Genomic DNA, 26899 nt, shown 5'->3' on the forward strand with positions numbered 1-26899 from the left:
CCGAAAGTGGCTTTCGCGACATGACCGCCAGGGCACGCAGGCCTCAGGTCAAGTGGCTCGTGAGTGGCAAGGACGGTTGGACCCATCCTTGCCACTCACGAGGCGTCAGCGCGGAGCGAGGCCCCGCACCTGCGCGAACGGATCCTCACCCGTCGGCAGCAGGGCGATGATCGGCGTCGTCAGCCCGTTGTCCACATAGGACTGCACCTGCTCACGGCAGGAATCCAGGCTGCCGTGGACGATCAGGTCGTCGACGACCTCGTCCGGGATGACCTGGTTCGCCTTCTGCCGGTCGCCGGCGGCCCACGCCTCGCGCATCGGCGCGAGCGCCTCGCCGCGGCCCAGCCATTCGTGGAACGCCGCGTACACCGGCACGGTCAGATAGCTCGAGATGAGCATCCGGCCGAGCCCGCGCGCGGCGGCCTTGTCCTCGGTGGGGCAGACGAAGATCCGCGCGGCGAGTTCGGTGTCCGGGCCGATCTCGGCCCGGACCTTCGGCACGTCGGAGGCGGCGAGCCAGTTGGTGATGGCGCCGTCGGCCTCCTTCGCGGCCAGCCGCAGCATCCCCGGTCGCAGGGCGGCGAGCATGATCGACGGCGGCGGGTCGGCGGGCCGTTCCAGCCGGAACTTGCTGACGGAGAAGGATTCGTAGGTCTCGGTGACCTTCTCCCCCGCCAGCGCCGACCGCAGGAACCGCAGCGTGTCCCGCGAACGGGCGAAGGGGGCTTCGAACTCGGCGGCGTTCCAGTTCTTCACGATCACCGGCGACGACGCGCCGATGCCGAGCACGAACCGGCCGGGCGCCAGTTCCGCGACCGTGGCCGCACTCATCGCCAGCAGACCGGGTCCGCGCGTGTACACCGGCACGATCGCGGTGCCCAGCCGCAGCTGCGGCGCCCACTGCGAGGCCAGCACCAGCGGGGTGAAGGCGTCGTTGCCCGCCGTCTCGGCCGACCACGCGTCGGTGTAGCCGAGATCCGGCAGCTCCTGCACCATCTCCTTGTGCGCCGCGAGCGGTACCCCGGTCAGCGGAATGGTGATGCCCCACCGTTTCATGCGTTCTCCTCGCTCTTGGCCGCGCCACCGGACAGCTCGCGCACGATCCAGTCCACCTGCGTGCGCATCAGGTTCTCCGCGACCTCTTCGGCTTGCGGCGTCATATGCGTCGCGCCTGCCAGCGGCAGGAACACGTGCGCGCGCCCCTTGGCCAGCAGTGCCGACGAAAGGCGCAACGAGTGGGCGACGAAAACGTTGTCGTCGGCCAGTCCGTGGACGATCAGCAGTGCCCGCGAGAGATCACCGGCTCCGGCGATCAGCGAGTTGTGCTCGTACGAAGCCGCGTCCTTCTGCGGAAGCCCGAGGTAGCGCTCGGTGTAGTGCGTGTCGTAGAGGGACCAGTCGGTCACCGGGGCACCGGCGACACCGGCTTGGAAGACGTCGGGGCGGCGCAGCACGGCCAGCGCGGACAGGTAACCGCCGTAGGACCAGCCGCGGATCGCGACCCGTTCCAGGTCCAGTTCCGGATGCAGCGCGGCCGCCGCGTGCAAGGCGTCGACCTGGTCGGCGAGGGTGACGTCGGCGAGTTTGCCCGCGATCTCCTTCTCCCAGCCCGAACCCCGGCCGGGTGTCCCGCGACCGTCGGCGACCAACACCGCGAAGCCCTGGTCCGCCAGCCACTGCGGGGTCAGGAAGGCGTTGCGGGTCTGCAGGACACGCTGGGCGTGCGGGCCGCCGTACGGGTCGAGCAGCACGGGGAGCTTGCCCTCGCTCTCCTCGTACCCGGTCGGCAGCACGAGCGCGGCGCGCAGGCCCCGCTCCCCCAGCGTCAGCCAGGTCAGGTTCGGCACCACGTCGGGGTCCACGGTGTACGAACCGATGCGCGCCACCGTCTTCTCGCCGGAGACGAGGGTCACCACCGGGCCGCTGCGTTCCAGGCTCCACGACGAAAGCACGGTCAGCGAGGCGTTCCCGGAGCCGACGTGCACACCGTCCTCAGTGGACAGGCGGCGGAGTTCGCCGCCTTCGGTGCGGAAAACGTGGATCTGCGTCGGATCGGCTTCGGACGCGCTGAACAGCACCTCGTCGCCGACGTGCAGGATCGACCGCACCTGCAGTCCGGACGGGGTGACCGCGGCCCCGTCGACGATCAGCCGGTGGTCACCGTCGGCGGCGCTCTCGCGCACCAGCCGGCCGTCGGCGGTCCACGCCGGGACGCCCGCGGCGAGTTCGACCCAGTGCTCGTCGGTCTCGGTGTGCAGCACCTCGACCGAACCGTCCGCCGGGTCGACCGCCTGGATATCCAGGGTGCGCTGGTCACGCGACTGCACGGACAGCAGCGGCTTGCCCGCCGCCGACCAGTGCACCGCGGCGAGGTACTCCCAGTCGGTCTTCGCGACGTCGACGCGGGAACCGTCGAGGCCGAGGATCGCCAGCGTCACGTCCGCGTTCGCCGTCCCCGCCGCCGGATACGCGACGACGTTGGCCGCCGACTGCGGATTGGCCGGATCGGCGATCGTCCAGCGCGGCACGGCCGCCCGGTCGGAGCGTTCGACCAGCAGGCTCTTCCCGTCCGGGGCCCACCAGTAACCACGAGTGCGGCCCATCTCCTCGGCCGCGATGAACTCCGCGAGCCCCCAGGCGATGTCCTCGCCGTCTTCCTCGACGAGCACGCGGTCCGCGCCGGTCGCCCGCTCGATCACCCGCAGGCGCCGGTCCCGGACGTAGGCGACGTGAGCGCCGTCCGGGCTGGGCCGCGGGTCCACGACCGAGCCGTCGACCAGCACGGACACCTCGCCGGTGACCAGGTCGAGGGTGTGGAGCTTGCCCGAGAGCGAGAACGCGGCGACGGTGAAGGCGTCGTCGACCGCGTAGCCGACCACGCCGCCGCCCGTCTCCCGGCTGCGCTCGCGGCGGGCACGCTCCTCGGGCGGCAGATCCTCTTCACCGGGCAGCAGTTCGGCCGCGTCGACCAGCTTCGTCTCCTCGCCCGACGCGACGTCGAACGCCCACAGGCTGTGCCGGGCGTCGGTGCCGGACTCGGTCCTCAGGAACAGGACGCGCGAGCCGTCCGGGGCGACTTTGAACTCTTTCGGCGCGCCGAGGGTGAAGCGCTGAGTACGGGCCTGACGGCGGAGGAACGGGAGATCCTCGAGGCTGGTGTCGGTCACGTCCCGCACTCTCTCAGACGATCAAGCGGGGACGCCAACGCCTTCCAGCTTCTTCAGCTCCGTCTCAGGGTCGAAGTCGGCGGGCGGGAACTTCGGGTCCATCTCCTCGATCGCCTCGATCAGCAGCCGCGCGACCAGGTAGTTGCGATACCACTTGTGGTCGGCGGGAACGGCGTACCAGGGCGCCGTCTCCGTCGAGGTCTTGGCGAAGACGTCGGCGTAGGCCTTTTGGTAGTCGTCCCACTGGGCACGCGCGTCGAGGTCGGCGGGGTTGTACTTCCACCACTTCGCCGGGGTCTCCAGCCTCGCCTTGAGCCGCTTCAGCTGCTCCTCGGGCGAGATGTCGAGGAAGACCTTCACGATCGTCGTTCCCGCCTCGGCGAGTTCCTGCTCGAACCCGTTGATCTCGGCGTAGCGCTTGCGCCATTCCGCGGCGGGCACCAGCTTCTGCACGCGCGGGACCAGGATGTCCTCGTAGTGGGAGCGGTCGAAGACGCCGACCTGTCCCGGCACGGGGAGCTGCTTGCGGATCCGCCACAGGTAGTGGTGGCGTGCCTCCGCGGCGGTCGGCTTCTTGAATCCCGCGTACCGCACGCCCATCGGGTTGACCAGGCCGAGGACGTGGCCCACCGTGCCGCCCTTGCCGGAGGTGTCCATCCCCTGCAGGACCAGCAGGAGACTGCGGTTCCCGCCGCCGACGCCCTCGGCGTAGAGGGCCTCCTGCAGCTTCGCGAGCTTCGCCCCGGCGTCGGCGAGTTCTTCGAGCGCCTTGGGCTTCTTCTTCGGTCCGATCGGGAACGTGCCGGGGTCGTGCCGCTCGGTTCCCTTGCCGATCCGCAGCGCGTCCCGAACGGAGCCGGTGTCCTTTTTCGCCATCCGGCGACGATAACCGCGGTCCGGGCCGCGCGCCTCCGGTGATCAAGTACTCGCCTGCATGATTTCGCCACCCGAAGGAGTCGATACGCAACGAACAACGGGTCAAAGCAACGTTTCCCGGATGAAAGCAGCTGGGTAGGCATCTAACCTGAACGCATGACGACCGCCGACTTCATCGCGCTCGACGAGCAGTGGAGCACGCACAACTATCACCCCCTGCCCGTGGTGATCGCCACCGCCGAGGGTGCTTCGGTCACCGACGTGGAGGGCAAGACCTACCTCGATTTCCTCTCCGGCTACTCGGCGCTGAACTTCGGGCACCGCCACCCCGGCCTCATCGCCGCCGCGGTCGAGCAGTTCGGCCGGGTGACGCTGACCTCGCGCGCCTTCCACCACGACCAGCTCGGCCTGTTCTGCCGGGAGCTCGCCGAGCTGACCGGCACCGAGATGACCCTGCCGATGAACTCCGGCGCCGAAGCCGTCGAATCCGCGGTGAAGATCGCCCGCAAGTGGGCGTACCGGGTCAAGGGGGTCCCCGACGGGACCGCCGAGATCGTCGTCGCGGGCTCGAACTTCCACGGCCGCACGACCACCATCGTGTCCTTCTCCACCGACGAGACGGCGCGCGCCGACTTCGGCCCGTTCACGCCGGGCTTCGTCACCGTCAAATACGGCGACGCCGAAGCGCTGCGCGACGCCATCACCGAGCGCACCGCCGCGATCCTGCTGGAGCCGGTGCAGGGCGAGGCGGGCGTGATCGTGCCGCCCGCCGGCTACTTCGCCGAGGCACGGCGGCTGTGCGACGAGCACAACGTCCTGCTGATCGCCGACGAGATCCAGTCCGGTCTCGCCCGCACCGGCACCGTCCTCGCGCTCGACCACGAAGGCGTCCGCGCCGACGTCTACACCCTGGGCAAGGCGCTCGGCGGCGGGATCATGCCGGTCTCGGCCGTGGTCGGCGGCAAGGACGTGCTCGGCGTGCTGCGGCCGGGCGAGCACGGCTCCACCTTCGGCGGGAACCCGGTCGCCTGCGCGATCGGCCGGGCCGTGGTCGGGCTGCTGAAGACCGGCGAGTTCCAGGAGCGCTCGCGGGAGCTGGGCGCCCACCTGCACTCCCGGCTCGGCGAACTGGTCGGGAACGGGCTGGCCGAGGTCCGCGGGCGCGGGCTCTGGGCAGGCATCGACATCGCGCCCGGCGGGCCGACCGGCCGGGAGGCGTCCACCGCGCTGGCCGAACGCGGCGTGCTGTGCAAGGAGACGCACGACCACACGCTGCGGATCGCGCCGCCGCTGGTGATCAGCCGCGAGGAACTCGACCGGGGTATCGACGCGATCACGGAGGTCGTCAAGACCCGGTGAACCTTTCGGGCGGCCGGTACGTTGGCTGTCCATGGGAGACGCGCGGGAGTGGGTGGAGCGGCCGCTGGTCGGCACCGAGACGGTGACGCCGGAGGACTGGTTCGCGAGGGGCAAGGCATTACGGGACAAGGCGCCGTCGTCCGCGCACGATCACGCGGCGGCGGGCGACGGCCGTCCCGGCGTGGCGGAGTTCTTCGCACGGACCAACGAAGGCCGCCTGCCGGAGCTGGTGGAACTGCGGCGCGAGCGCATGCTCGCGTCGCCGTTCACCTTCTACCGCGGGGCCGCCGGGCTGATGGCCGCCGATCTGGCGGGTTCCCCGGTGTCCGGGCTGACTGCGCAGCTGTGCGGGGACGCGCACGCGGCGAATTTCGGCCTGTACGGCACGCCCGAGGGCGGGATCGTCATGGACATCAACGACTTCGACGAATCCGTGCCGGGCCCGTGGGAGTGGGACCTCAAACGGCTCGCGGCGAGTCTCGTGCTGGCCGGACGCGAGGGTGGCATCGGCGATTCGGGCTGCCGTGAGGCCGCCGAAGACGCGGTGAAGTCGTACCGGCGCACCATCCGGGGGCTGGCGGAGCTGCCGTTCCTGCGGTCGTGGAACGCGCTGCCGGACGCTTCGGTGCTGAGCAAGGTCCGCGCGCACGACCTGATCGACGATTTCGAGGAAGCGGCCGAGAAGGCGCGGAAGAACACCAGCGCCAAGGTCACCGCGAAGTGGACCCGGCGCATCGACGACCACGAGACCGGCCTCGAGCGGCACCGGTTCGTCGAGGACCCGCCGGTGCTCACGCACGTCGACGACGCGACGGCGGAAGCCGTCGTCACCGGGCTGGTGTCCTATGTGGACACCCTGCGCGAGTCGCGGCGGACGCTGCTCTCGCGGTACCGGGTGTCCGATGTGGCCTTCCGGGTGGTCGGCACCGGCAGTGTCGGGCTGCGGAGCTATGTCGCGCTCCTGCACGGCAACAGCGGCGAAGACCTTGTGCTGCAGGTGAAACAGGCCAACCCGTCGGCGCTCGCGCCGTTCCTCGGCCTGGCCGCACCGGAGCACGAGGGCCGCCGGATCGTCGAAGGCGCGCGGCTCGTCCAGGCCGAGACGGACATCCTGCTCGGCTGGACCACCATCGACGGCGTGCCGTACATCGTGCGGCAGTTCCGCAACCTCAAGGGCGACATCGATCCGGCGGAGCTGAAGAAGGACCACCTCGACGACTACGGCAGGCTGGCGGGCGCGCTGCTGGCGCGGGCACACGCGCGGTCACTGCATCCGCGGCTGCTGGCGGGGTACTTCGAGGACGACGAAGACCTCGACGAGGCCATCGGGGCGTACGCGGTGCGGTACGCGGACCAGACCGAAGCCGACCACGAGACCTTCGCCGCCCTCTGACCCTCGCAATCAGTCACCTGCTTGCCGCGGATATCGGGCCCCGCGGCGGAGCCTGCCGGCGATCAAACCGGCGCTGCGCCGATCACGCGAGATCGGAGTTTGATCACGCGAGTCACGTCTCTGATCACGCGAGTCACGCCTTCACGTGCCCACGCAAGTCCAGGACGTCGTCCGCGCAGCCCCTGGCCGGCGTGATCAGCGTCGAAAACCCCCTTCTGCAAGCCTGTCCCGCATGGTGACCGGTCGGACGTCACGTAATCTCGCCGTATGAGCGGAAGAGCGCCATACGGGCTCGTGGCGGCGACCTGCGCGGTGATCATGGTCGTGCTCGGGGTGCTGGTCTCCGGCGAAGGCCTCTCCACTCCCGACGAACTCGCCGTCAAGTGGGTGGACCATGCCTTCGGCCGGGACACCGGCCTTCTCGGGCTGCTCGTGCTGCCGACCGAGGCCTACGTCCTGATCCCGGTCGCGGCCCTCGCCGCCGTCCTTTGCCTGGCAGGCGGACGGCGGCTCGAAGCGGCGCTCACCGTCGTGGGCCCGCTCGTCGCGATCCTCGCGAACGCCTGGCTGCTCAAACCGCTCTTCGGCCGCTGGAAGAACACCTACCTCGCCTATCCCAGCGGGCACACCGTCGCGCTGGTCGCGGTGCTGACCGTGCTCGTCCTGCTCGCCCGCCCAGGGATCGCGACGGCCGTCATCTCGATCGTGGGCGCGGTGGTGCTCTGCAGTGTCACGATCGGCATGATCGGCCTCGGCTACCACTACCTCACCGACGTCGTGGGCGGCACGCTGTTCGCCATCGCGACCGTCTGCGCCACCTGGGCGCTGTTCAGCTGGGCTGCACGGCGTCGCGAGCCAGTGCCGTCAACCGGCTGACAGCGCGCAGGTACTTCTTGCGGTAGCCGCCGTTCACCATCTCTTCGGTGAACAGCAGCGGCACCGGCTCACCCGAGACCACCAGCGGGATCGCGCGGTCGTAGAGCCGGTCGGCGAAGGCGACCATCCGCAGTCCGACGTTCTGGTCGGGAACCGGGTGGATGTCGCGCAGATGCACACGGGTCACGCCGTCGAGAAGCCTGCCGTAGCGCGAAGGGTGCAGCCCGCCGAGGTGGTCGCACAGCGCGTCGAAATCGTCCACAGTGGACTCGGGATGCGCGGCGGCGGAGGCTTCCAGCTCCTGGAGGCTCGCGGGTGGCGGCGCGTCCGGCAGGCCGCGGTGGCGGTAGTCCGGGCCGTCGACGCGGCAGACGCCGAACCGGGCCGAAAGCGACTGGATCTCGCGCAGGAAGTCCGCGGCGGCGAACCGGCCCTCGCCGAGTTTGTCCGGCAGCGTGTTGGAGGTCGCCGCCACGAAGACCCCGGCCGCGATCAGCTCCTGCAGCAGCCGGGTGACGAGCATGGTGTCACCGGGGTCGTCGAGTTCGAACTCGTCGATCGCCAGGAACCGGTGTTCGGAAAGCCTCCGCACCGCCTCCGCGAATCCCAGCGCGCCGACGAGATGGGTCAGCTCCACGAACGTGCCGTAAGCCTTGGGCGACGGCGTCTCGTGCCACGTCGAGGCGAGCAAGTGCGTCTTGCCGACGCCGAAGCCGCCGTCGAGGTAGAGCCCCCTCGGCCCGGACGGCTCCTCGTCCCCGCCACCGAACAGCGCGCGCAGCTTCGACTTCGGCTTCCGGTTCGCGGCCTCCGCCACGCGCTTCGCGAACGCGCCGCAGTCGACGACCGCCTCGGCCTGGCTCGGCTCGTCCGGATTGGGCACGTAGGTGGAGAACCGGACCGCGTCGAACCGGGGCGGCGGGACGAGCGCGGTGATCAGCTCGTCGGCGGAAAGCTCCGGACGGCGATCGATCAGGCGGGCGGGCATTCGCCGAGAGTAACGGCTCCGGGGTGGGCCGTTCACTCTCCCTGACCGGGCGTATCCCCCGCTCAGCGGTTCCGTGGGGCCCGTGCTGGGATGGTCACGTGCAGCTTTTGTGGCCAACGACACCGGCGGAACCCGTCTCCGATGCCGACCTCGAACGGCTTTATGGGTACCCCGACGACATGAGCCGTCCCTGGGTCCAGGTCAACTTCGTGAGCTCCGCCGACGGCGCCGTGGCGGTCGACCAGCTGTCCGAGGGCCTCTCGCATCCCGCGGACAAGCGGATCTTCCTGACCGGACGGCTGCTTTCCGACGTGATCCTGGTCGGCGCCGGCACGGCACGGACCGAGGGCTACCGCGGCGCGCGGATCACGCCCGAGCGCGCCGCCCGCCGGGTCTCGCTCGGGCTGTCGGAAGTACCCCCGATCGCGGTGGTGACCCGTTCCGGTGAACTCGACCCGGCGGGCCCGTTGTTCACCGACACCAAGGTCCCGCCGATCGTCATCACCACCGAGAAGGCGCCGCGGGCCGCGCTGGAACGCGCGGGCGCCGAGGTGCTCGTCGCCGGGACCGACGACGTCGACCTCCGCCGCGCGCTCGCGCTGCTGGCCGGGCGCGGGCTGCGCCGCGTCGACTGCGAGGGCGGGCCCGCGCTGTTCGCCGACCTGATCGCGGCCGACCTCGTCGACCAGTTGTGCCTGACCGTCGCCCCGCTGCTGGCCGGCGCGGGCGAACGCCGGATCGCCGACGGCCGCCCTGCCCCGGAACCGCGGCGGATGGACCTCGCGTCCGTGCTCTTCGAAGACGGCTTCACCATGCTGCGCTACCGCCGCCGGGAGGGCGGGTGACCGAGCCCGCGCCGGTTCCGGACGAGGAGCTGGCGGCACGGGCCGCCGCCGGGGACGACGCTGCCTTCGACACCTTGGTGCGGCGGCACACGGCCAGGATGTACCGCGTGGCGCTGCGGATCACCGGCAGCGCGTCGGAGGCCGAGGACGTCGTCCAGGAGGCCTGGCTGTCCGCGTGGCGCGCGCTGCCGGGGTTCCGGTTCGAGTCCGCGGTGTCCACCTGGCTGTACCGGGTGACGACGAACGGCGCGCTCGGGCAGGTCCGGCGGCGGAAACCGACCGTGCCGCTCGACGAGGGCGACGCGGGTGTCGTGCCTGGTCCGGAGGGGCACGTGGTGAGCGCCGAGCAGGTCGGCACGGTGCTGCGCGCGATCGCAGAACTCGACGTCGGCCAGCGGATCCCGCTGATTCTGCGAGAATTCGAAGGGTTGACCTACGACGAGGTGGCCGAGGTGCTGGAGGTCAGCGTGCCCGCCCTGCGCGCTCGCCTGTACCGCGCGAGGGTGGCGCTGCTGGCGAAACTCGGCGACAACTTCCGACCACGGGAACGGTGATGAGCGAGGATCCGCGCGACGACCCGCGGTGGGAACAGGTGCGCATCGCCGCGAGCCGTCCGGTGCCGACGCCGCCAGGACTCGTCGAGCGAGTGCTCCGCTCGGTCGGCGGTGTCCGCGGCAGGCACACCACCGCGCCGCTCGACCTGCCCTCGGCGGGCGGGAAGACCCAGGTGTCGGAACGGGCGCTGGTGCTGATGACCAGAAGGCTCGCCGCCGAGATCGGCCGTGACCTCGGTGGCGTGCACGTCTCGGCCGTCGCTCTCGAGGACGACGTGCTCCAGGTGCTGGTGACGGTCCGGTTCGGCGTCGAAGCGGCGGCCGCGCAACTGCTGCGGCACCGCGTCAGCGTGGCGCTGACCGGGCAGCTCGGATCGGCCCCGCCCGCGATCAACGTCCACGTCGTCGACGTCCACCCCGACTGACCCCAGTCCCCCAGCGCTCCCCCGGCGCCCGGTCCGTGAAGGGCTCCTTGAGGGACTCAGAGTCCCTCAAGGAGCCCTTCACGGACTTGGTGATCGCTCGCCACCACCTCAGCGAGGTGAACCCCGGACCTGATTACCCCATCCGGGGGACATCGCGTGACGACTCGGCATGCGCGCGTGTCCTGGTCGGTGAGAGCGTAGGGACCGCCGCGCGCGCAGGTCGCGCGGCACCGGTGCGAGAAGGAGCGAACTTCATGGCGCAGCCGAGCGCGAGCAAGCCCGACACCCCCTCGCTGGGGGCTGGGTCGGGGTCGTCCCTCAACGAGGAAGGAGCCGCCGGCAAGACCACGATCTCGTCGGTGGTGGTGCAGAAGGTGGCCGGTCTCGCCACCCGTGAGGTCACCGGGATCCACGCGCTGGGCGGCGGGGTCTCGCGGGCCTTCGGCGCGATCCGCGAGCGCATCCCCGGTTCCGGCACGGTCACCACGTCCGGTGTCTCGGTCGAGGTCGGCGAGAAGCAGGCGGCGATCGACCTCGACGTGGTCGTCGAGTACGGCGCGCGCATCGTCGACGTCGCCCGCGCGGTACGCCGCAACGTGATCGGCCAGGTCGAGCAGATCACCGGCCTCGAGGTGATCGAGGTCAACATCGCGGTCAACGACATCCACCTGCCCGACGAGAACGGCGGCGAGACCGAGACCTCGCGGGTCGAGTGATGAACGGGACCCAGACCGGCCTGCTCGCCGGCCTCATCCTCGGCCTCGCCGCGACCCAGGGCTTCACCGCGTTCCTGGTGACACTGGCCGTCGGCGTCATCGGCCTCGTCCTCGGCCGCGTGCTCGACGGCGAACTCGACCTCGGCGATCTGTTCGGCCGGGGCCGCGACAAATGACCCTCCCGCCCGAACCCGGCAGCCCTGACGATCGCGGCACCCTCACCATCGCGCCGTCCGTGGTCCGCAAGATCGCGCAGCACGCCGCGGACCAGGTCGACGGGATCACGCGCGCCGAGCGGCGGATCGCCGGACTCGGGCTGGGAACACACGGCGCGAGCGCGAAGGTCGGTGGTGAAGGCAACGACGTCGACCTCGTGCTCGACGTGGCTTTGCACTATCCGGCGCCGGTGCGCCGGATAGTCGGCGATCTGCGCGCCCAGGTCACCGAGGAGGTCGAGCGGATCACCTCGTACCAGGTCCGGGACATCTCGGTGACGGTCTCCGCGCTCCTGCCCGACATCGCGCCCCGCGTCCGCTAGAAGGAGCAACCGGTATGCGTTTGTTCGTCCGCCTGCTGTCCGCCCTGATCGGGCTGGCGCTGGCCGCCGCCGGGGTCCTGCTGGCCCTGGAGGTCGGCTGGGGCTGGTGGCGGCCGGGGCGGGGGCCGCTGTTCGTCCCGTGGGACGGCTGGCGTGACAGGCTCGCCGAGCTGACCTGGAAAACCGGCGAGGTCCGGTACCTCGCGATCGCCGTCGCGGTCGTCGGGCTGCTGCTGATCCTGGCGTCGGCCTCGGCCGGGCGGCGCGCCATCCGGCTGACCGATCCGGCGAACGAGGTCAGCGTGACCACGTCGCCGCGTTCGCTGGCGAGGCTGGTCGGGGTGACCGTGCGCGCGCAGGACAACGTCGCGGGCGCGAAGGTCACCGCCACCGGCAAGAAGATCCGTGTCCGTGCGACGAGCAGGATGGAAACCGAAGGCGAGCTGCGGCCGCGGCTGCTGGAGACGGTCTCCGGCCTGCTCGACGACGTCCCCCTGGTGCGGCGGCCGAAGGTGTCCGTCGTCGTCGACTCCCCGAAGGACCGCCGATGACCCGTTCGGTCTCCGCCAAGGCACTCGGCCGGTCCACCGGCACCGAACGGACGCTGACCGTCCTCATCGGACTCCTCGCGCTGCTCGGCGGGGCCGCGGTCCTCGTGGTCGGCGCCGGCTGGCTCGGCACGTATCGCGCCGGCCGCGCGCTCATGGACCCGATCGCACTCGACTGGCTCGCCAGGAACGCGCTCGCCGCCCGGATCGGCGCGCTCGTGCTCGGTGTCCTCCTGCTGTGGCTGGGCCTGTGGTGGTTCTTCCGGTCGCTGCGCCCGGAAGGCCGCCCGGACCTCGAACTCGGCGACGACCTCGTGGTGACCTCCTCGGCCATCTCCGAGGCCGTCCGCATCGACGCCGAGACGATCGACGGCGTCGGCCGTGCCCGTGTCCGCGCGGTCGGCGACAAGGAGAACCCGGCACTGCGGGTCACGCTCTGGCTGAGCGAGGGCACCGACCTGAAACGGATCTGGGAGCAGCTCGATCTCACCGTGCTGGCCAGGGCGCGGGAATCGCTCGGGGTCGACGTGCTCCCCACCGCGGTCCGGATCGAACTCGACACGGCAGCACCGCAACGGGTGCGCTGACCGCGTCCTTGCGGCAAGAATGGCCGTCATGTCGCTTCCCTTGACGCCGCCGGTCAAACCGATGCTCGCCAAACCGGCGAAGGCGATCCCCGACTCCGGCGGGCTGTTGTTCGAGCCGAAATGGGACGGGTACCGCTGCCTGGTCTTCCGCGACGGCGACGAACTGACCCTGCAGTCGCGGTCGGAGAAGCCGCTCAACCGGTACTTCCCCGAGGTCATCGAGCGGCTGAAGGCGACGCTGCCCGAACGGATCGTGCTCGACGGCGAACTGGTGGTCGGCCGGGACGGGAAGCTGGACTTCGACGCGCTGACCGACCGGATCCATCCCGCCGAAAGCCGGATCAAGCTGCTGGCGGAACAGACCCCGGCGGAGTTCGTCGCGTTCGACCTGCTGGCGCTCGGCGACGAGTCCTATCTGGACGAACCGACGTCGAAGCGGCGGGAACGGCTGGAGAAACTGGCCTCGGACGGCATCCACCTGACCCCGGCCACCGCGGATCCGGCGATCGCGCGCCATTGGTTCGAGCTGTTCGAGGGCGCCGGGCTCGACGGCGTCATCGGCAAACCGCTCGACGAGCCGTACACGCCCGGCAAACGGGTGCTGCTGAAGTACAAGCACTCGCGCACCGCCGACTGCGTGCTCGCGGGGCTGCGCTGGCACGTCGACGGCGAAGCGGGCGAGATGGTCGGCTCGTTCCTCCTCGGGCTCTACGACGAGGACGGCGTGCTGCACCACCCCGGTGTCGTCGGCTCGTTCCCGGTCACCCGGCGGCGTGAACTGGCCGAGGAGCTGGCGCCGCTGATCACCGACGGGGCCGACCACCCCTGGCTGGGCGACAACGTGCGGGAGCACCAGCGGATCCCCGGCGGGATCACCCGGTGGAAGTCCAAGGAAGCCCCGTGGGTGCCGCTGAAGCTGGAGAAGGTCGTCGAGGTCGGCTACGAGCACACCGAGGGCGGATATCCGTCGCGGTTCCGCCACACCGCGCAGTTCAAGCGCTGGCGTCCCGACCGCGAGCCGGACTCCTGCACCTACGCCCAGCTCGACGAGGTCGCCCGCTACGACCTGGACGCGGTGTTCCGCGGCGAGGTGAAACGCACCCGCTAACCGGAGTCTGACACGTCACCTGCGAAGCTCTCCACTGAGCTTTTGTCATGCCCGGAAAGTGAGGACCAGCCCGTGCGCCCCGCCAGCACCGTCCGCCGCAGGCCACGGCTGATCCTGATGACGACCCTGGTCACGGCCGTGCTCGCGGGCTGCACGGCCGGACCGTCGGTACGACCGGCGGTGATCGACAACGACGGCAAACCCGACCCCGGCTCCTCGGCGGCGGCGCAGCCGGTACCGCTGCCGCCACTCGCCGAACCGCAGTCGCCGTCGATCAAATGGGACGACTGCGACGAGGCGACCCGGCAGCGGCTGGGTCAGCCGTCCGTCCCGGACACGCTGAAGTTCTCCTGCGCCAGGGTGCCCACCACCCTCGACGCGCCGGACCTGCCCGGCCGCGGGCTCTCGCGGCTTTCGGTGGTCAGGACCGGGGGCGGGCCGATCCCGCTCGTCGTGGTCAACGACGTCGACGGTGAGCCGGGGTCGCTCTACGCCGCGCGGCTGGCCGCGACCCTGCCGCCCGAGTTCCTGCAGAAGTTCTCCCTGATCGGCGTGGATCGCCGCGGGACGGGGACGTCCGCGCCGGTGCAGTGCGTCCCGGCGGAGATCCGCACCGACCTGCTCGGCGGCGACCCCGCCGCCGTCGACCTCGAAGGAGTGGTCGACGCGGCGCGCAAGGCGGGTCAGCAGTGCGCCATCGAACTGGACGATTCGCAGGTCGCGATGGACAGCTGGCGGGCGGCGGGCGACCTCGAAGAACTCCGTCAGCAGCTGGGGATGGACAAGCTGCACGCGCTGGGGCGCGGTGACGGATCGAAGGTCCTCGCCGAATACGCCGTGCGGTTCCCCGCTCAGGTCGGCCGCATGATGCTCGACGGCCTGCCCGACCCGGCCCCCGACGGAACGGCCGTCCAGGAATCCGTCGCCGCGAGCGCACAGGCCACCCTCGACGCTTTCGGCGCCGAGTGCATCGCCAGGGGCTGCCCGATCGGCGACGCCCGATCGGCCGTGACCGCCGTCGCGGACCGCCTCCGCTCCGCCTCCGCGATGACCGCCGACGGCGCGGAGATCACACCGGGGATCGCGCTGTACGCCGTCTATTCCGGCCTCGCGCAACGCTCGCGCTGGGTGGAACTCGCCGAAGCGCTCAAGTCCGCGCAGACCGGCGACGTCACCCCGCTGGCGGCGTTCGCCGAACCGGTGCTGAAGGACTCACGGGCACGGCCGTCGCGGCTGGACGGCACGCTCGCGACCAAGTGCAACGACAGCGCGACCCGGCTCTCGGCCGAAGAACTCACGCGCGTGACCACGACCCTGCGCGACAAGTACCCGCAGTTCGGGGTGTTCGCCGCGCAGCAGCTGGCGTGGTGCAGCCCGTGGCCTGTGCGCCGCGAACCGCTCCCGCCCGCCGGCGCCCCCGGTGCCCCGCCGATCCTCGTCGCGGGTACCGCGACCGACCCGGTCACGCCCGAGCACGGCACCGGCCGGGCCGCCGACCAGATGCCGAGCGCGGTGACGATCACCTGGCAGGGCGCCGGGCACGGCGCGCTCAGCCTGTCCCCCTGCGTCGCCGACGCGACGCGGGCGTTCCTGATCGACGGGAAGGTCCCCGTCGACGGCACCCTCTGCCCGGCCTGAGCCGCCTCGACCTCGTGACTCGTGTGCTCGAACTCCGAACTGGCGTGCTCGAACACGGAACTCACGTGATTGGGCGCGACACGCGTCTGATCACGCGAGTCACGTCTCTGATCACGTGAGTTCCGGGGCTGATCACGTGAGTGCGGTGCCGGGCGCGAAGGGCTACTGCCGGTAGGACTCCACCTCGGAGATCGGCCGCGCCGAAGCCCTGTCCGGGTCCTCGTCGAACTCGACGCGGGCCCGCCGCTGCCGCAGCAGGTCCCAGCACTGGTCCAGCTGCTGCTCCACACCCGCGAGCCGGGACCGGTCTTCCGAGCTGAGCCCGGTGCCGATCGCCCGCGAACGGAGTTCGTGCTCCTCGCTGACCAGCTCGTCGATCCGGCTGAGAATGTCCCCGTCGGCCATACGGACCTCCTTCTGGATTGCTCCATCCGAGACGCTACGCGCACTCGCGGGAATGTGCGTAGCACCCGATTCGTTACGCCGGGCATGAGCACTGTGGAGCTGACCGCCGCGAACTTCGACCAGGTCGTATCCGAGAACGACTTCGTGATCATCGACTTCTGGGCGGGCTGGTGCATGCCATGCCGTCAGTTCGCGCCGACCTACGAAAAGGTGTCGGGCAACCACGACGACATCGTGTTCGCGAGTGTCGACACCGAGGCCGAGCAGCAGCTGGCGGCCGCCTTCGACGTGCGTTCGATCCCCACGCTCGCGGTGATCCGCGACAAGACGGTCATCTACGCGCAGCCGGGCGCGCTCCCGGAGAAGACGCTCGAAGACCTCATCCAGCAGGCGCGCGACATCGACATGGACAAGCTCAAGGAAGAGGCCCAAGAAGCCTGATTCAGGGGAAGAAAGGGGCCCTGCCCGGCGGATTTCGCCGGGCAGGGCCCCTTTGTACTTCAGCGGAACTGTGCCACCGGGAGCCGGGTCAGCCCTTGGTGGCGAGTCCGCGCAGGAAGAACGCCAGGTTCGCCGGGCGTTCCGCCAGCCTGCGCATGAAATAGCCGTACCATTCGTCGCCGTAGGGGACGTAGACGCGCATCGTCTTGCCGTCACCCGCGATCCGGCGCTGCTCTTCGGGACGGATCCCGTACAGCATCTGGAATTCGTGGTCGTCCGCCTTGCGGTCCGCGTCCATGGCGATCTTCTCCGCGATCGCGATCATCCGCGGGTCGTGCGAGGCGACCATCGGATAACCCTTGCCCCGCATGAGGATCTTCAGGCAGCGGACGTAGGACTTGTCCACTTCGGACTTGTCCTGGAACGCGACCTCTTCGGGTTCGGCGTACGCGCCCTTGCACAGCCGGACGCGGGAGCCCTCGCCGGAGAGTTCGCGGCAGTCCTGTTCGGTGCGCCGCAGGTAGGCCTGCAGCACCGCGCCGACCCACGGGTACTCGGTGCGCAGTTCCCGCAGGATGCCCAGCGTCGAGTCGGTGGTGGTGTGGTCCTCCATGTCGAGGGTGACCGTGGCACCGACCGCTTCCGCCGCCGCGCAGATCTTGCGGGCGTTCTCCAGCGCGACCTTCTCGCCGTCGGCGGGCAGGAACTGGCCGACCGCGGACAGCTTCACCGAGACGTCCGCGCCGAACGCGAGGCCGTCGGCCGCCAGCGCGGTCAGCAGTTCCTCGTAGGCGCGGACGGTCGTCGCGGCCTGTTCGGCGTCGGTGGTGTCCTCGCCGAGGTGGTCGAGGGTGACCCGGAGGCCGTCGTCGGCCAGCTCGCGGACCACCCGTGCGGCGTCGGGCGTCTTCGAACCGGCGACGAACCGGCTCACCACCGATCGGGTGGCGGGGACAACCTCGACCAGCTTGCGCATCCGCCGGGATCGGGCGGCGGCGAGCAACGGGGCACGCAACATCACGAACTCCTGGTTCTCAGCCCTGGTGGGGGTAACGGACGCTGGTGGGCGGAACGAACGTCTCCTTGATCGAGCGCGGGCTCGTCCAGCGGAGCAGGTTGAGCACCGAACCGGCCTTGTCGTTGGTGCCCGACGCGCGGGCGCCGCCGAACGGCTGCTGGCCGACGACCGCGCCGGTCGGCTTGTCGTTGACGTAGAAGTTGCCCGCGGCGAAGCGCAGCGCCTCGGACGCCTTCGCGACGGCCGTGCGGTCGTTGGCGATGACCGCGCCGGTGAGCGCGTAGTCGGCGGTCTCGTCGACCAGCTTCAGCACGTTGTCGAAGCCGGCGTCGGTGCTGTCGTCGTAGACGTGGATCGAGAGGATCGGGCCGAAGTACTCGGTGCGGAAGATCTCGTGCTCCGGGTTGTCCGAGACGAGGATCGTCGGGCGCACGAAGTAGCCGACGCTGTCGTCCGCGGTGCCACCGGCGATGACCTCGACCTCGGCGTCCTCGGCGGCGCTCTTCAACACGGCGGCGTGCTTGTCGAAGGCGCGGCGGTCGATCACGGCGCCACCGAAGTTGCTCAGGTCGTTGACGTCGCCGTAGGTGATGGCCTCGGTCTCGGAGACCAGCTTGTCCTTCAGGCCCGCCCAGAGCGAACGCGGGACGTAGGCGCGGGACGCGGCCGAGCACTTCTGGCCCTGGTATTCGAAGGCGCCGCGGATCAGCGCGGTGCGCAGGATGTCGACGTCGGCCGAGGAGTGCGCGAGCACGAAGTCCTTGCCGCCGGTCTCGCCGACCAGGCGCGGGTACGTGCGGTAGCCGGAGATGTTGGCGCCGACGGTGGCCCACAGGTGCTGGAAGGTCGCGGTGGAGCCGGTGAAGTGGATCCCGGCCAGGTCGCGGTGGGTCAATGCCACGTCGGAGACGGCCTTGCCGTCACCCGGCAGCAGGTTGATCACGCCCGGCGGCATACCGGCCTCTTCGAGCAGGCGCATCAGCAGGTGCGCGGCGTAGCTCTGCGTCGGCGACGGCTTCCACAGCACGACGTTGCCCATCAGCGCGGGCGCGGTCGGCAGGTTGCCGGAGATCGCGGTGAAGTTGAACGGGGTGATGGCGTACACGAAACCCTCGAGCGGGCGGTGCTCCATCCGGTTCCAGATGCCGGGCGAGCTGACCGGCTGCTCGGCGAGGATCTGACGGCCGAAGGCGACGTTGAACCGCCAGAAGTCGATCAGCTCGCAGGCGGAGTCGATCTCGGCCTGGAAGGCGGTCTTCGACTGGCCGAGCATGGTGGCGGCGTTCAGCTTGGCGCGCCACGGGCCCGCCAGCAGGTCGGCGGCACGCAGGATGATCGCGGCGCGGTCGTCGTAGGACAGCGCGCGCCAGCCGGGAGCGGCGGCCTTGGCCGCGGCGATCGCGTCGTGCGTGTCCTGCGCGGTCGCGCTGTGGATGACGCCCAGCACCGCCTTGTGGTTGTGCGGCTGGACGACCTCGATCTTCTCGCCGCCGCCCTTGCGCTGCTCACCACCGATCGTCGCGGTGATGTCGATGGGGTCGGCGTCACCCAGCAGTTTGAGCGCGCCCTCGAGTTCAGCGCGCTCGGCGCTGCCCGGTGCGTAGTTCAGCACCGGCTCGTTCTTCGGGGCGGGGGTCTGGGTCACGGCGTCCACTGACTGCTCCTGACTTCACGTCGCCGGATAGGGGTCTCACCCCGAACGGTAGACCGGACGACTCCCTCGCGGCTTGTCCGACTGGCTAGAATCAGGGTGACCATCTTGTCCGATCGGCTTAATTCGGTGATGACCTGACTACGGATACGACGACCGGCGCATCCCTGCGGCATGTCCTCGCCACGCTCGGGGAACCGCTGGTCAGAGTGCTCGCGGCGCCCGGCGGACTGGGCGTCGAAGTGGCGGATGTGGTCATCCACGATCCGGAGGATCCGCCGGACGCCCATCCGGGGGATCTCGTTCTGGTGATCGGCGCCCGCGGCCGGTCGGCCGCCGGGGCGATCCGGGCCGCGGGACGCTCCGGCGCGGCCGCCGTCGCGGTCAAGAGCGGCTCGCCCGTGGTGAACGTCGCGACGGACTCGGGGATCGCGCTGATCGAGGTCGGCCACGAGGCCCGCTGGGAACAGGTCGAGGCGCTGGCCAGGGGCGTCGTCGACGCGGCGCGCGCGGGTGGCGAGGCGGACAGCGGCGAGGTACTGGGCGATCTGTTCTCGCTCGCGCAGACCATCGCGACCCTCACCGGCGGCCTGGTCAGCATCGAGGACACCGCGAGCCGCGTGCTGGCCTATTCGCGGGCGGGCGACGAGGTGGACGAACTCCGCAGGCTCTCGATCCTCGGCCGCGAAGGCCCGGAACGGTACCTCGCGATGCTGCGCGAGTGGGGCGTTTACCAGCGGCTTCGCGCCGGGGAAGGCATCGTCCGCATCGACGAGCGGCCCGATCTCGGCATCCGGCGGCGGATCGCGGCCGGGATCCACGCCGGATCGCAGCCGCTGGGCACGATCTGGGTCCAGGAGGGCACGCATCCGCTCACCGAAAGCGCGGAAGTCGCGTTGCTCGGCGCGAGCCGGGCGCTCGCGCCCCAGCTGATCCGGCACCGGACCCTGCCCAGCCCGGAACTCCGGTTGCGCGAGGACCTGCTGGCGGGGCTGCTCGACGGCCGTCTCGACGTCGAATCCGTCGCCGACGACATCGGCGCGGATCCGGGGAAACCGGCCATGGTGCTGACGTTCTCGCTCCCCCGCGACCGCGCGGCGACCGACAGGCAGCTGCGGCGCGCGGAACTGGTGCACCTGATCACCGTGCACACCGCCGCGTACCGGCGGAGCGCGCTGGTGAGCGTGATCGGCGGCCGGGTCTACGCGCTCCTTCCCGACCTCCCCGAACACGCCGAGACACGGATCCTGGCACTGGCCAAGGAAATCGTCGGCACCGCACAACGGCATCTCGACGTCCGGGTGCGCGCGGCGCTGGGCGGTGTCGTGCCGCGTCTCTCCGACGCGGCGGCCTCGCGGGGCGACGCGGACCGCGTGCTGGCGACGATGGCGCGCGGGCACGGGACAGCGGACGTCGCCTCGCTGGCCGACGTCCGCGCCGAGGTCCTGCTCTCGGAGGTCCTCGCGTTCCTCGGTGAGCAGCCGAGGATCCGGGATCCCCGGCTGACCGCGCTCGTCGCGCACGACGCCGAGCACGGCGGCATCCTGGTGCCCGCCGTGCTCGCCTACCTCGACGCTTTCGGCGACGTCCGGCGCGCCGCGCGCGAGCTGAACATCCATCCGAACACGGTGCGCTACCGGGTGCGGCGCGCCGGCGAGGTGTCGGGGATCGACCTCGACGACCCCGCGCAGCGCGTCCTCACCCAGCTTCTGTTGCGTCTCTAGGGAAAACTCAGGCCAGGGTCAGGCTGAACCGCCGGTTCTGGACGTCCAGCTTGTCCAGCCGCACGGCCACGGCCGCACCGGCGGTGAGCGGGCCGGTTCCGCCGACGGTCGGCAGCAGCCCTTCCATCCCTTGGCCCACTTCGACGAACGCGCCGAACGGCAGCACCCGCGTGACGACACCGGCCAGGACGCCGCCATCGGCGTTCGCGACGACGAACTCACGCCAGTTTTCGTTGGGGGACATGCGATTCACCTCCTCTCCGCGCATGGTCCGCAAACACAGGGACACAGACGCGGAGGCGGGCTGCGGGCCCGCCCGGAGATCAAGCGGCGGCCGGGGAACCCGTCCGCTCACGGCACGAGGCCGACCCGGCAGTCATGACCGTGACCCTAGCAAAGGTCACGACACCGGCGCGAGGCTGCGAAGTCCGGCGATCTCGGCCAGCCCCCGATAGGAGTCCAGCCGCTCGGCCTGGTCGAAAGTGCTGGTGGTCACCAGGATCTCATCGGCGCCGGTGGTGGCGACGAGCGTGGCCAGCCTGTCGGCCACTTCGGCCGGGGTGCCCGCGATCTGGCCGTCGAGCGCGCGGTCCAGCCGTTCCTGATCGCGTTCCGAAAGCCCGCCGTCGAGGATCTCCTCCACCGGCGAAAGCGGCGGGAAGACGCCGTGCGTGCGCGAGTAGACCGTCGACCACGCCTCGGGGATCAGCAACCGCCGGGCCTGTCCGGCCGTCTCGGCGACCGCGATCGCCGTGGACACCACGACGTACGGCCGCGAAGCCTGCGCGGAGGGCCGGAAGCCGGAGCGATAGCCGTCGATGGCTTCGAGCAGCGGCCCCTCGCCCCGGACCGGCGCGATCACCAGCGGCAGCCCGAGTTCCGCGGCCAGCCGCGCGCCGGCGCCGGTGGCCAGCAGGAACGTGGGCACGCGAAGACCTTCCGCGGGAATGGCGTGCACGCCCGGATACCCGGTCTGGTCGCCCGCGAGGAAGCCGAGCAGTTCCCGGACCTGGTCGCCGAAGCGGTCGGCGTCGTCCTTCTCGTGCCCCAGTGCCTGCCGGACGCCGCCGGTGAACCCGACCGACCGGCCCAGCCCCATGTCGATCCGGCCGGGGAAGAGCGACTCGAGGACGCCGAACTGTTCCGCGACCACCAGCGGCCGGTGGTTCGGCAGCATCACGCCACCGGTGCCGACACGGATCCGCTCGGTCGCCGAGGCGACGGCGGCCGCCAGCACCGTGGGCGCCGATCCGGCGACGCCGGGCACGCTGTGATGTTCGGACACCCAGAACCGGTGGTAACCCAGCGCTTCGATGTCCCGCGCGAACGCGACCGTTTCCCGCAGGGCGCGGGGCGCGTCACCGCCGCGGCGGGTCGGGGACCGGTCCAGTACCGAAAGCCTGATCACCTTCGGCTCAACGCGCCAGGACCCGGCGGGCATTCCCCGCTCAGGGGCGCCAGCGCTCGCTGTAGTCCGCGTGCTCGGCGAACGGCAGCGCCAGCAGCCGCAGGGTCAGGCACCAGTTCGTGCCGGCCTCGTCGGCGGGCACATGGCAGGTCTCACACCAGTACTCGTTGCCGTACAAGGGGAATCCGGGGACCTTCTCCGAGACCGTGGTGCGGTGCGCCTGCAGCAGCCGCCGCGTCGCCTCGATCTCGTTGATCATCTGATTGACCGCGTCGAGTTCGACGTCGTTCAGCGAACGGATCTTCTTTTCGATGACGACCTTGGTCTCACCACGATTGAGCGATTCGCTGATCTCGGTTTTCTTGACCGCCTGCATGATCAACGCCTGGCGTTGCCCCACCCGCGCGGCGAGAAAGGCGATCAGGTCGTCCACGGGTACTCCTTCGTCTCCCCCAGCCTAAGTGTCCGGTTGGGACTGTCGCTGGCAGGAAGCCCTGCGTTACGACAAGGTCCCACGCGTCACACAGTCTCGTATCGGCCCGCCGCGGAGCGGTAACAGGTTTCTAGATCGACACGAAAGCGCAATCACTCCGCGAGCAAAACGAAGAAGAGATGGATGACGAGCACGAATTGGTCACCGAAACCGCACGCGTCGTCACGAAATGCGTTCCCGCTCGTGGCCGGGCTCGCCGTCGCACTCACCTTGGGCGCGGGCGCCGGTGTGGTGGCGGCCACGTATCCGAGAGCCCTCGCCGCGCCGGCGGCACCCGCGACGGTGACCGTCACGGCCGAAGCCGCGCCCGCGCCGACCGTGACGGTCCCGGCGCCCCCGGTCACTTCGGGACGTGCCGCCGTCGCCACCCCGGCGGACCGGTTCGCCGACGGGACGTACCTGGTCGGCACCGAGGTCGAAGCGGGCTCGTACCGCTCCCCCGGACCGGCGCCGGGCGGCAACGGGCACTGCTACTGGGCGAGGCTGCGGACGGGCGGCGCGTCGAAGATCGTCGCCGACCAGCTGACCACCGGCGCCGCCCGGTTCACCGCGCGTAAGGGCGAGTACGTGCAGGTCGCGGGCTGCGAGTTCACGCACGGCTAGATACGCAGGCAAAGTTGCGCAGTTTGAACTGCGGAAGTTAGCCTGCGATCATGACCGAGAACGCGTCCAGCGCCCGCGCGGCCCACGACATCCGCGTCGCCTTCAGCAGGCTGCGGCGCCGCCTGCGGGAGAACTACGGCAGCGGTGACCTCACGCCGTCCCAGACGTCCGTGCTCAGCCGGCTCGACAAGGACGGCGAAGCGTCGGTCAGCGACCTGGCCGCGCTGGAAGGCATCCGCCACCAATCGATCGCCACCACCGTCGGCGTCCTGGTGGAACGAGGGCTGGCCGCCCGCCGCCCGGATCCCGAGGACGGACGGCGTCAGCTGGTCTTCGTCACCGGCAGCGGTCGCGCCTTCCTCGAAGAGCGCCGTCGCGCCGGGGAAGGCTGGCTCGCCCAGGTCCTCCAGACGCAATGCACCGAGGCGGAACGCCGCACGCTGATCGAAGCGGCGGCGCTGCTGGAACGGGTCGTACGGCGATGAGCACCGCCACGGAAACGGGCTTCGACCGGCGGCTCCTGCCCCCGATGATGCTGGGAGCGGCCCTCAACCCGGTCAACTCGTCGATCATCTCGGTCTCCCTAGTGCCGATCGGCGTGGCCTTCGGGGCGCCGCCCGCCGAGACGGCGTGGCTGGTCTCCGCCCTGTATCTGGCCACCGCGATCGGCCAGCCGGTGGTGGGACGGCTCATCGACCTCTTCGGTCCCCGCCGCCTGTTCCTGGCCGGGGCGGCACTGACCGGGATCGCCGGTGTCGCCGGCCTGCTCGCCCCCAGCTTCGGCGCGCTCGTCGCGTCCCGTGTGCTCCTCGGTTTCGGCACCTGCGCCGGCTATCCGGCGGCGATGCACCTCATCCGCGGCGAGGCACGGCGCACCGGGAAGGACAGCCCCGCCGGGGTCCTCACCGCGCTCGCCATCACCACGCAGACCATCGCGGTCGTGGGGCCCAGCCTCGGCGGCCTGCTGATCGGGATCGGTGGCTGGCGCGCGACGCTGGCGATCAACATCCCGCTGGCCCTGGCCGGGCTGTACCTCGGCTTCCGCCGTCTCCCCGCGACACCGGCCACCCGCCGCGGCGGCCTGGTGCGCGAACTGGACCTGCCCGGCATGGCACTGTTCGCCGCGGCGCTCGTCTGCCTGCTGCTGTTCCTGATGGACCTGCGGGGCGGCGACTGGTGGCTGCTCGCCGTGACCGTCGCGGCGGGCGCCGGGTTCACCTGGCGCGAACTGCGGGCCGGGCAGCCGTTCATCGACGTGCGCCTGCTCGGCGGCAACCTGCCGCTGCTGGCCACCTACGGCCGGGCCCTCCTCAGCTTCGTCGTCAGCTACGCCTTCCTTTACGGCTACACGCAGTGGATGGAGCAGGGTCACGGGCTGTCCGCGTCGGAAGCCGGGCTGGTGCTGCTTCCCCTGTTCGGCGTCGGGATCATCGCCTCCACCGTCACCGGGCGCAGCAAAGCCGTCCGCGGCAAGCTCCTGATCGGCTCGCTCGGGCAGGTCGCCGCCTGCGCCCTGCTGCTGCTCCTGAACGACGGCAGCCCGGTGTGGATGCTGCTGGCGGTCGTGGTCGTCCTCGGCGTCCCGCAGGGGTTGAACAACCTCGCGCTGCAGAACTCCGTGTATCACCAGGCGCACGCGGAACGCATGGGCTCGTCGGCCGGGCTGCTGCGCACCTTCGGCTATCTCGGCGCCATCGTCGCGTCCGCGGCCAACGGCGCCTTCTTCGGCCAGCGTGCCGACAGCGGCGGACTGCACCACCTGGCCGCGTTCATGCTCGTGGTCAGCGTGCTGTTCCTCGCGCTGACCGTCGCCGACCGTTCCCTGTCCCGCGTCGGCCGGGCCTGAAGTCCCGAGCGCCACGCACGGGACGCTCAACGTCTCCAGCGTGGCGCTCGGGACATCCGCGCGGGGGCAGGGGGTTAGGTGTCGTCGCGGGCTTTGCTGGGCTGGACGCGTTTGGGTTCGCCGGGCATCTTCGGGTAATCCGGCGGATACGGCATCTCGCCGAGGCCGTGGTCGCGTTCGTCCCGCGCGTACCACTCCAGCAGGGTCTCGATGCCGAATGCCCGCTCGTCCATCGGCGCGTGCAGGTCGCCGCGCTCGGTGTAGAAGGCGCCCGCGGTCAGGACGTCGAAGTCGTCCGGGTCGACCTCGGTGAGCAGGTCCCAGGTCAGCGGGGTCGACACCGTCGCGCGCGAGGTGCCGCGCACCGACCACGCCGACGCCACCGTGCGGTCGCGCGCGGCCTGGTTGTAGTCGATGAAGACCCGGCCGCCGCGCTCTTCCTTCCACCATGCGATGGTCGCCTTCTCCGGGATCCGGCGCTCGACCTCGCGGCCCAGCGCGATCACCGCGTGGCGGACGTCGATGAAGTCCCACTCCGGCCGGATCCGCACCAGGACGTGCACGCCGCGGCCGCCCGAGGTCTTCGGGTAGCCGACGAGCCCCGCCGAGTCGAGGACCTCGCGCACCACACCGGCGACCTCGACCGCGTCGGAGAACCCGGCCTCGTCGGGCGGGTCGACGTCGATGCGGAGTTCGTCGGGGTGGTCGACGTCGGGCCGCCGCACGGGCCACGGGTGGAAGTCGAAGGTGCCCAGATTCGCCGCCCAGGCGAACACGGCGGGCTCGGTCGGGCAGACCTCCTCGGCGGTCCGGCCCGACGGGAAGGTGATCTTCGCGGTCTCCACCCAGTCCGGGGCGCCCTTCGGCACGCGCTTGGCGTAGAACCAGTCGCCCTCGACGCCGTCGACGTAGCGCTTCAGCGTCGTCGGCCGCTCCCCGATCGCGCGCAGCAACGGCTCGCCGACCGCGACGTAGTGCGCCACGACCTGGCGCTTCGTGATCCCGCGGGCCGGGAAGTACACCTTGTCCGGGCTGGACACCCGGACCTTGCGCTCGCCTGCCTCGACCTCGATCGGCTCACCGTTCTTGGGCATGCGCCCACCGTAGCCAGTCCGGCGCCGCTCAGGGCCGCGGATCGTTCTTCAGGATTGCCATAGTGATGACGTCATGCCACTCGCCGTCCCACCAGAGCGCCTCCCGCTGAAGTCCCTCGCGAACGAAACCGGCCTTCTCGTAGGCGCGCCGTGCCCGCGGGTTGAAGTCGAAGACCTCCAGCGAGACGCGGTGCAGGCCGACGACGTCGAACGCGTAGCCCAGCAGCAGCTTGGTCGCCTCGGTGCCGTAGCCCTTGCCGTAGAACTCCGGGCCGTTCAGCGCGATGCGGAACGCGCCGGAGCGGTTGTCCTTGTCGAGGTCGGTGAGCGCGAGATCGCCGACGTGCGCGCGATCGGACTTGCGCACGATCGCGTAGTCCGCGCGATCGTCCAGGCCCGGCCGTCCGGCCAGCCAGGTCTTGACCTGTTCTTCGGTGAAGTCGGTGTGCGTACCGGTCAGCCTGCGGCTTTCCGGTTCCCGCAAGGCTTCCCAGCCGGTCTCGAAGTACGTCTCGTCGAGCTGCGTGAGCACGACGTTCTCGCCGGTGAGTTCGGGCTGCGTCCGCAACGCCTCGGTGTCGACCACGGCGAATACCGT

General features: G+C 70.7%; 30 protein-coding genes. 18 read left to right on the plus strand and 12 right to left on the minus strand.

The features are described 5' to 3' along the window. Positions 1-105 precede the first annotated feature (105 nt). Genes AMYAL_RS0141940 through AMYAL_RS0141950 form a run of 3 tightly spaced genes read right to left on the minus strand, consistent with a single transcriptional unit; the run spans position 106 to position 4043 of the window. Positions 106-1056, minus strand: a complete 951-nt coding sequence (locus AMYAL_RS0141940; RefSeq protein WP_020637302.1) for an LLM class F420-dependent oxidoreductase — start codon at positions 1054-1056, stop codon at positions 106-108. Next, the gene (locus tag AMYAL_RS0141945) at positions 1053-3176 is read right to left on the minus strand and encodes a S9 family peptidase (RefSeq protein WP_020637303.1); all 2124 of its coding nucleotides are present in this window, start codon (positions 3174-3176) and stop codon (positions 1053-1055) included. The genes AMYAL_RS0141940 and AMYAL_RS0141945 overlap by 4 nt, the downstream gene beginning before the upstream one ends. A 12-nt stretch (positions 3177-3188) precedes the next feature. Then, complete coding sequence (locus AMYAL_RS0141950) at positions 3189-4043, minus strand: PPK2 family polyphosphate kinase (RefSeq protein WP_020637304.1); 855 nt, start codon at positions 4041-4043, stop codon at positions 3189-3191. 156 nt (positions 4044-4199) lie between these two features. Between AMYAL_RS0141950 and rocD the strand changes: the two genes are divergently transcribed. The 3 genes from rocD to AMYAL_RS0141965 all read left to right on the plus strand — a co-directional run bounded on the left by rocD (position 4200) and on the right by AMYAL_RS0141965 (position 7671). Then, positions 4200-5402, plus strand: coding sequence for an ornithine--oxo-acid transaminase (rocD, locus tag AMYAL_RS0141955; protein WP_020637305.1), 1203 nt, complete (start codon positions 4200-4202; stop codon positions 5400-5402). 31 nt (positions 5403-5433) lie between these two features. Next, on the plus strand, positions 5434-6795 hold the full coding sequence (locus tag AMYAL_RS0141960; protein ID WP_020637306.1) for a DUF2252 domain-containing protein: 1362 nt from the start codon (positions 5434-5436) through the stop codon (positions 6793-6795). Between the two features lie 267 nt (positions 6796-7062). Continuing rightward, positions 7063-7671 carry a phosphatase PAP2 family protein gene (locus AMYAL_RS0141965; protein ID WP_026467897.1) on the plus strand — a complete coding sequence of 203 codons (609 nt, stop codon included), beginning with the start codon at positions 7063-7065 and terminating at the stop codon, positions 7669-7671. Here the strand turns inward: AMYAL_RS0141965 and zapE are convergent. Further along, on the minus strand, positions 7625-8659 hold the full coding sequence (gene zapE / locus AMYAL_RS0141970; protein ID WP_020637308.1) for a cell division protein ZapE: 1035 nt from the start codon (positions 8657-8659) through the stop codon (positions 7625-7627). The genes AMYAL_RS0141965 and zapE overlap by 47 nt on opposite strands. 98 nt (positions 8660-8757) lie before the next feature. Here zapE and AMYAL_RS0141975 point away from each other — a divergent pair, with 98 nt between their 5' ends. From AMYAL_RS0141975 to AMYAL_RS0142020, 10 genes are all read left to right on the plus strand, one after another. Next, on the plus strand, positions 8758-9504 hold the full coding sequence (locus AMYAL_RS0141975) for a pyrimidine reductase family protein (protein WP_020637309.1): 747 nt from the start codon (positions 8758-8760) through the stop codon (positions 9502-9504). After that, entirely contained in the window at positions 9501-10058 is a 558-nt protein-coding gene (locus AMYAL_RS0141980) for an RNA polymerase sigma factor (RefSeq protein ID WP_020637310.1), read from the plus strand. Before AMYAL_RS0141975 ends, AMYAL_RS0141980 begins: the two co-directional genes overlap by 4 nt. Beyond that, on the plus strand, positions 10058-10483 hold the full coding sequence (locus tag AMYAL_RS0141985; protein WP_020637311.1) for a hypothetical protein: 426 nt from the start codon (positions 10058-10060) through the stop codon (positions 10481-10483). The genes AMYAL_RS0141980 and AMYAL_RS0141985 overlap by 1 nt, the downstream gene beginning before the upstream one ends. 254 nt (positions 10484-10737) lie before the next feature. Then, complete coding sequence (locus AMYAL_RS0141990) at positions 10738-11199, plus strand: Asp23/Gls24 family envelope stress response protein (protein WP_007033504.1); 462 nt, start codon at positions 10738-10740, stop codon at positions 11197-11199. Next, positions 11199-11375 (plus strand): hypothetical protein, encoded by a 177-nt coding sequence (locus AMYAL_RS0141995; protein ID WP_005157087.1) that lies wholly within the window; start codon positions 11199-11201, stop codon positions 11373-11375. Before AMYAL_RS0141990 ends, AMYAL_RS0141995 begins: the two co-directional genes overlap by 1 nt. Beyond that, positions 11372-11737, plus strand: coding sequence for an Asp23/Gls24 family envelope stress response protein (locus AMYAL_RS0142000; RefSeq protein ID WP_020637312.1), 366 nt, complete (start codon positions 11372-11374; stop codon positions 11735-11737). The genes AMYAL_RS0141995 and AMYAL_RS0142000 overlap by 4 nt, the downstream gene beginning before the upstream one ends. Before the next feature lie 14 nt (positions 11738-11751). Next, on the plus strand, positions 11752-12288 hold the full coding sequence (locus AMYAL_RS0142005; RefSeq protein ID WP_020637313.1) for a DUF6286 domain-containing protein: 537 nt from the start codon (positions 11752-11754) through the stop codon (positions 12286-12288). Continuing rightward, a complete protein-coding gene (locus AMYAL_RS0142010; RefSeq protein WP_020637314.1) occupies positions 12285-12872 on the plus strand; it encodes an Asp23/Gls24 family envelope stress response protein in 588 nt (195 codons plus the stop codon). The genes AMYAL_RS0142005 and AMYAL_RS0142010 overlap by 4 nt, the downstream gene beginning before the upstream one ends. A 28-nt stretch (positions 12873-12900) precedes the next feature. After that, on the plus strand, positions 12901-13980 hold the full coding sequence (locus tag AMYAL_RS0142015; RefSeq protein ID WP_026467898.1) for an ATP-dependent DNA ligase: 1080 nt from the start codon (positions 12901-12903) through the stop codon (positions 13978-13980). A 72-nt stretch (positions 13981-14052) separates the two neighbouring features. Further along, the gene (locus tag AMYAL_RS0142020) at positions 14053-15618 is read left to right on the plus strand and encodes an alpha/beta hydrolase (protein ID WP_020637316.1); all 1566 of its coding nucleotides are present in this window, start codon (positions 14053-14055) and stop codon (positions 15616-15618) included. A 162-nt stretch (positions 15619-15780) separates the two neighbouring features. Here the strand turns inward: AMYAL_RS0142020 and AMYAL_RS0142025 are convergent, their stop codons facing one another. Further along, entirely contained in the window at positions 15781-16023 is a 243-nt protein-coding gene (locus tag AMYAL_RS0142025) for a DUF2630 family protein (protein ID WP_020637317.1), read from the minus strand. Positions 16024-16107: 84 nt separating this feature from the next. Here AMYAL_RS0142025 and AMYAL_RS0142030 point away from each other — a divergent pair, with 84 nt between their 5' ends. Next, on the plus strand, positions 16108-16464 hold the full coding sequence (locus AMYAL_RS0142030; protein WP_020637318.1) for a thioredoxin family protein: 357 nt from the start codon (positions 16108-16110) through the stop codon (positions 16462-16464). A gap of 88 nt (positions 16465-16552) precedes the next feature. Here the strand turns inward: AMYAL_RS0142030 and AMYAL_RS0142035 are convergent, their stop codons facing one another. Next, complete coding sequence (locus AMYAL_RS0142035; protein WP_020637319.1) at positions 16553-17482, minus strand: proline dehydrogenase family protein; 930 nt, start codon at positions 17480-17482, stop codon at positions 16553-16555. 16 nt (positions 17483-17498) lie between these two features. Next, complete coding sequence (pruA, locus tag AMYAL_RS0142040) at positions 17499-19136, minus strand: L-glutamate gamma-semialdehyde dehydrogenase (protein WP_020637320.1); 1638 nt, start codon at positions 19134-19136, stop codon at positions 17499-17501. Positions 19137-19342: 206 nt separating this feature from the next. Here pruA and AMYAL_RS0142045 point away from each other — a divergent pair, with 206 nt between their 5' ends. Continuing rightward, on the plus strand, positions 19343-20857 hold the full coding sequence (locus AMYAL_RS0142045; RefSeq protein WP_020637321.1) for a PucR family transcriptional regulator: 1515 nt from the start codon (positions 19343-19345) through the stop codon (positions 20855-20857). 7 nt (positions 20858-20864) lie between these two features. Here AMYAL_RS0142045 and AMYAL_RS0142050 read toward each other — a convergent pair whose 3' ends face one another. The 3 genes from AMYAL_RS0142050 to AMYAL_RS0142060 form a co-directional block, all read right to left on the minus strand. Continuing rightward, the gene (locus AMYAL_RS0142050; RefSeq protein ID WP_020637322.1) at positions 20865-21101 is read right to left on the minus strand and encodes a S1 RNA-binding domain-containing protein; all 237 of its coding nucleotides are present in this window, start codon (positions 21099-21101) and stop codon (positions 20865-20867) included. Positions 21102-21257: 156 nt separating this feature from the next. Continuing rightward, entirely contained in the window at positions 21258-22265 is a 1008-nt protein-coding gene (locus AMYAL_RS0142055; protein WP_026467900.1) for an LLM class flavin-dependent oxidoreductase, read from the minus strand. A 40-nt stretch (positions 22266-22305) separates the two neighbouring features. Beyond that, on the minus strand, positions 22306-22698 hold the full coding sequence (locus AMYAL_RS0142060) for a DUF6221 family protein (protein WP_020637324.1): 393 nt from the start codon (positions 22696-22698) through the stop codon (positions 22306-22308). A gap of 183 nt (positions 22699-22881) precedes the next feature. Between AMYAL_RS0142060 and AMYAL_RS0142065 the strand changes: the two genes are divergently transcribed. From AMYAL_RS0142065 to AMYAL_RS0142075, 3 genes are read left to right on the plus strand one after another with little or no spacing between them, the layout of a single operon-like run. Then, a complete protein-coding gene (locus AMYAL_RS0142065; RefSeq protein WP_245193344.1) occupies positions 22882-23361 on the plus strand; it encodes an Rv1352/Rv1906c domain-containing protein in 480 nt (159 codons plus the stop codon). Positions 23362-23411: 50 nt separating this feature from the next. Further along, positions 23412-23846: a MarR family winged helix-turn-helix transcriptional regulator gene (locus AMYAL_RS0142070; protein ID WP_020637326.1), complete on the plus strand. Its 435-nt coding sequence runs from the start codon at positions 23412-23414 to the stop codon at positions 23844-23846. After that, positions 23843-25207, plus strand: a complete 1365-nt coding sequence (locus AMYAL_RS0142075; protein WP_020637327.1) for an MFS transporter — start codon at positions 23843-23845, stop codon at positions 25205-25207. The genes AMYAL_RS0142070 and AMYAL_RS0142075 overlap by 4 nt, the downstream gene beginning before the upstream one ends. Before the next feature lie 74 nt (positions 25208-25281). Here AMYAL_RS0142075 and AMYAL_RS0142080 read toward each other — a convergent pair whose 3' ends face one another. Both AMYAL_RS0142080 and AMYAL_RS0142085 read right to left on the minus strand, forming a co-directional pair. Further along, entirely contained in the window at positions 25282-26301 is a 1020-nt protein-coding gene (locus tag AMYAL_RS0142080) for a DNA polymerase domain-containing protein (protein WP_020637328.1), read from the minus strand. 28 nt (positions 26302-26329) lie between these two features. After that, entirely contained in the window at positions 26330-26887 is a 558-nt protein-coding gene (locus AMYAL_RS0142085) for a GNAT family N-acetyltransferase (RefSeq protein WP_020637329.1), read from the minus strand. Between the last annotated feature and the right edge of the window lie 12 nt (positions 26888-26899).

Source organism: Amycolatopsis alba DSM 44262, from assembly GCF_000384215.1.
Classification (GTDB): domain Bacteria; phylum Actinomycetota; class Actinomycetes; order Mycobacteriales; family Pseudonocardiaceae; genus Amycolatopsis; species Amycolatopsis alba.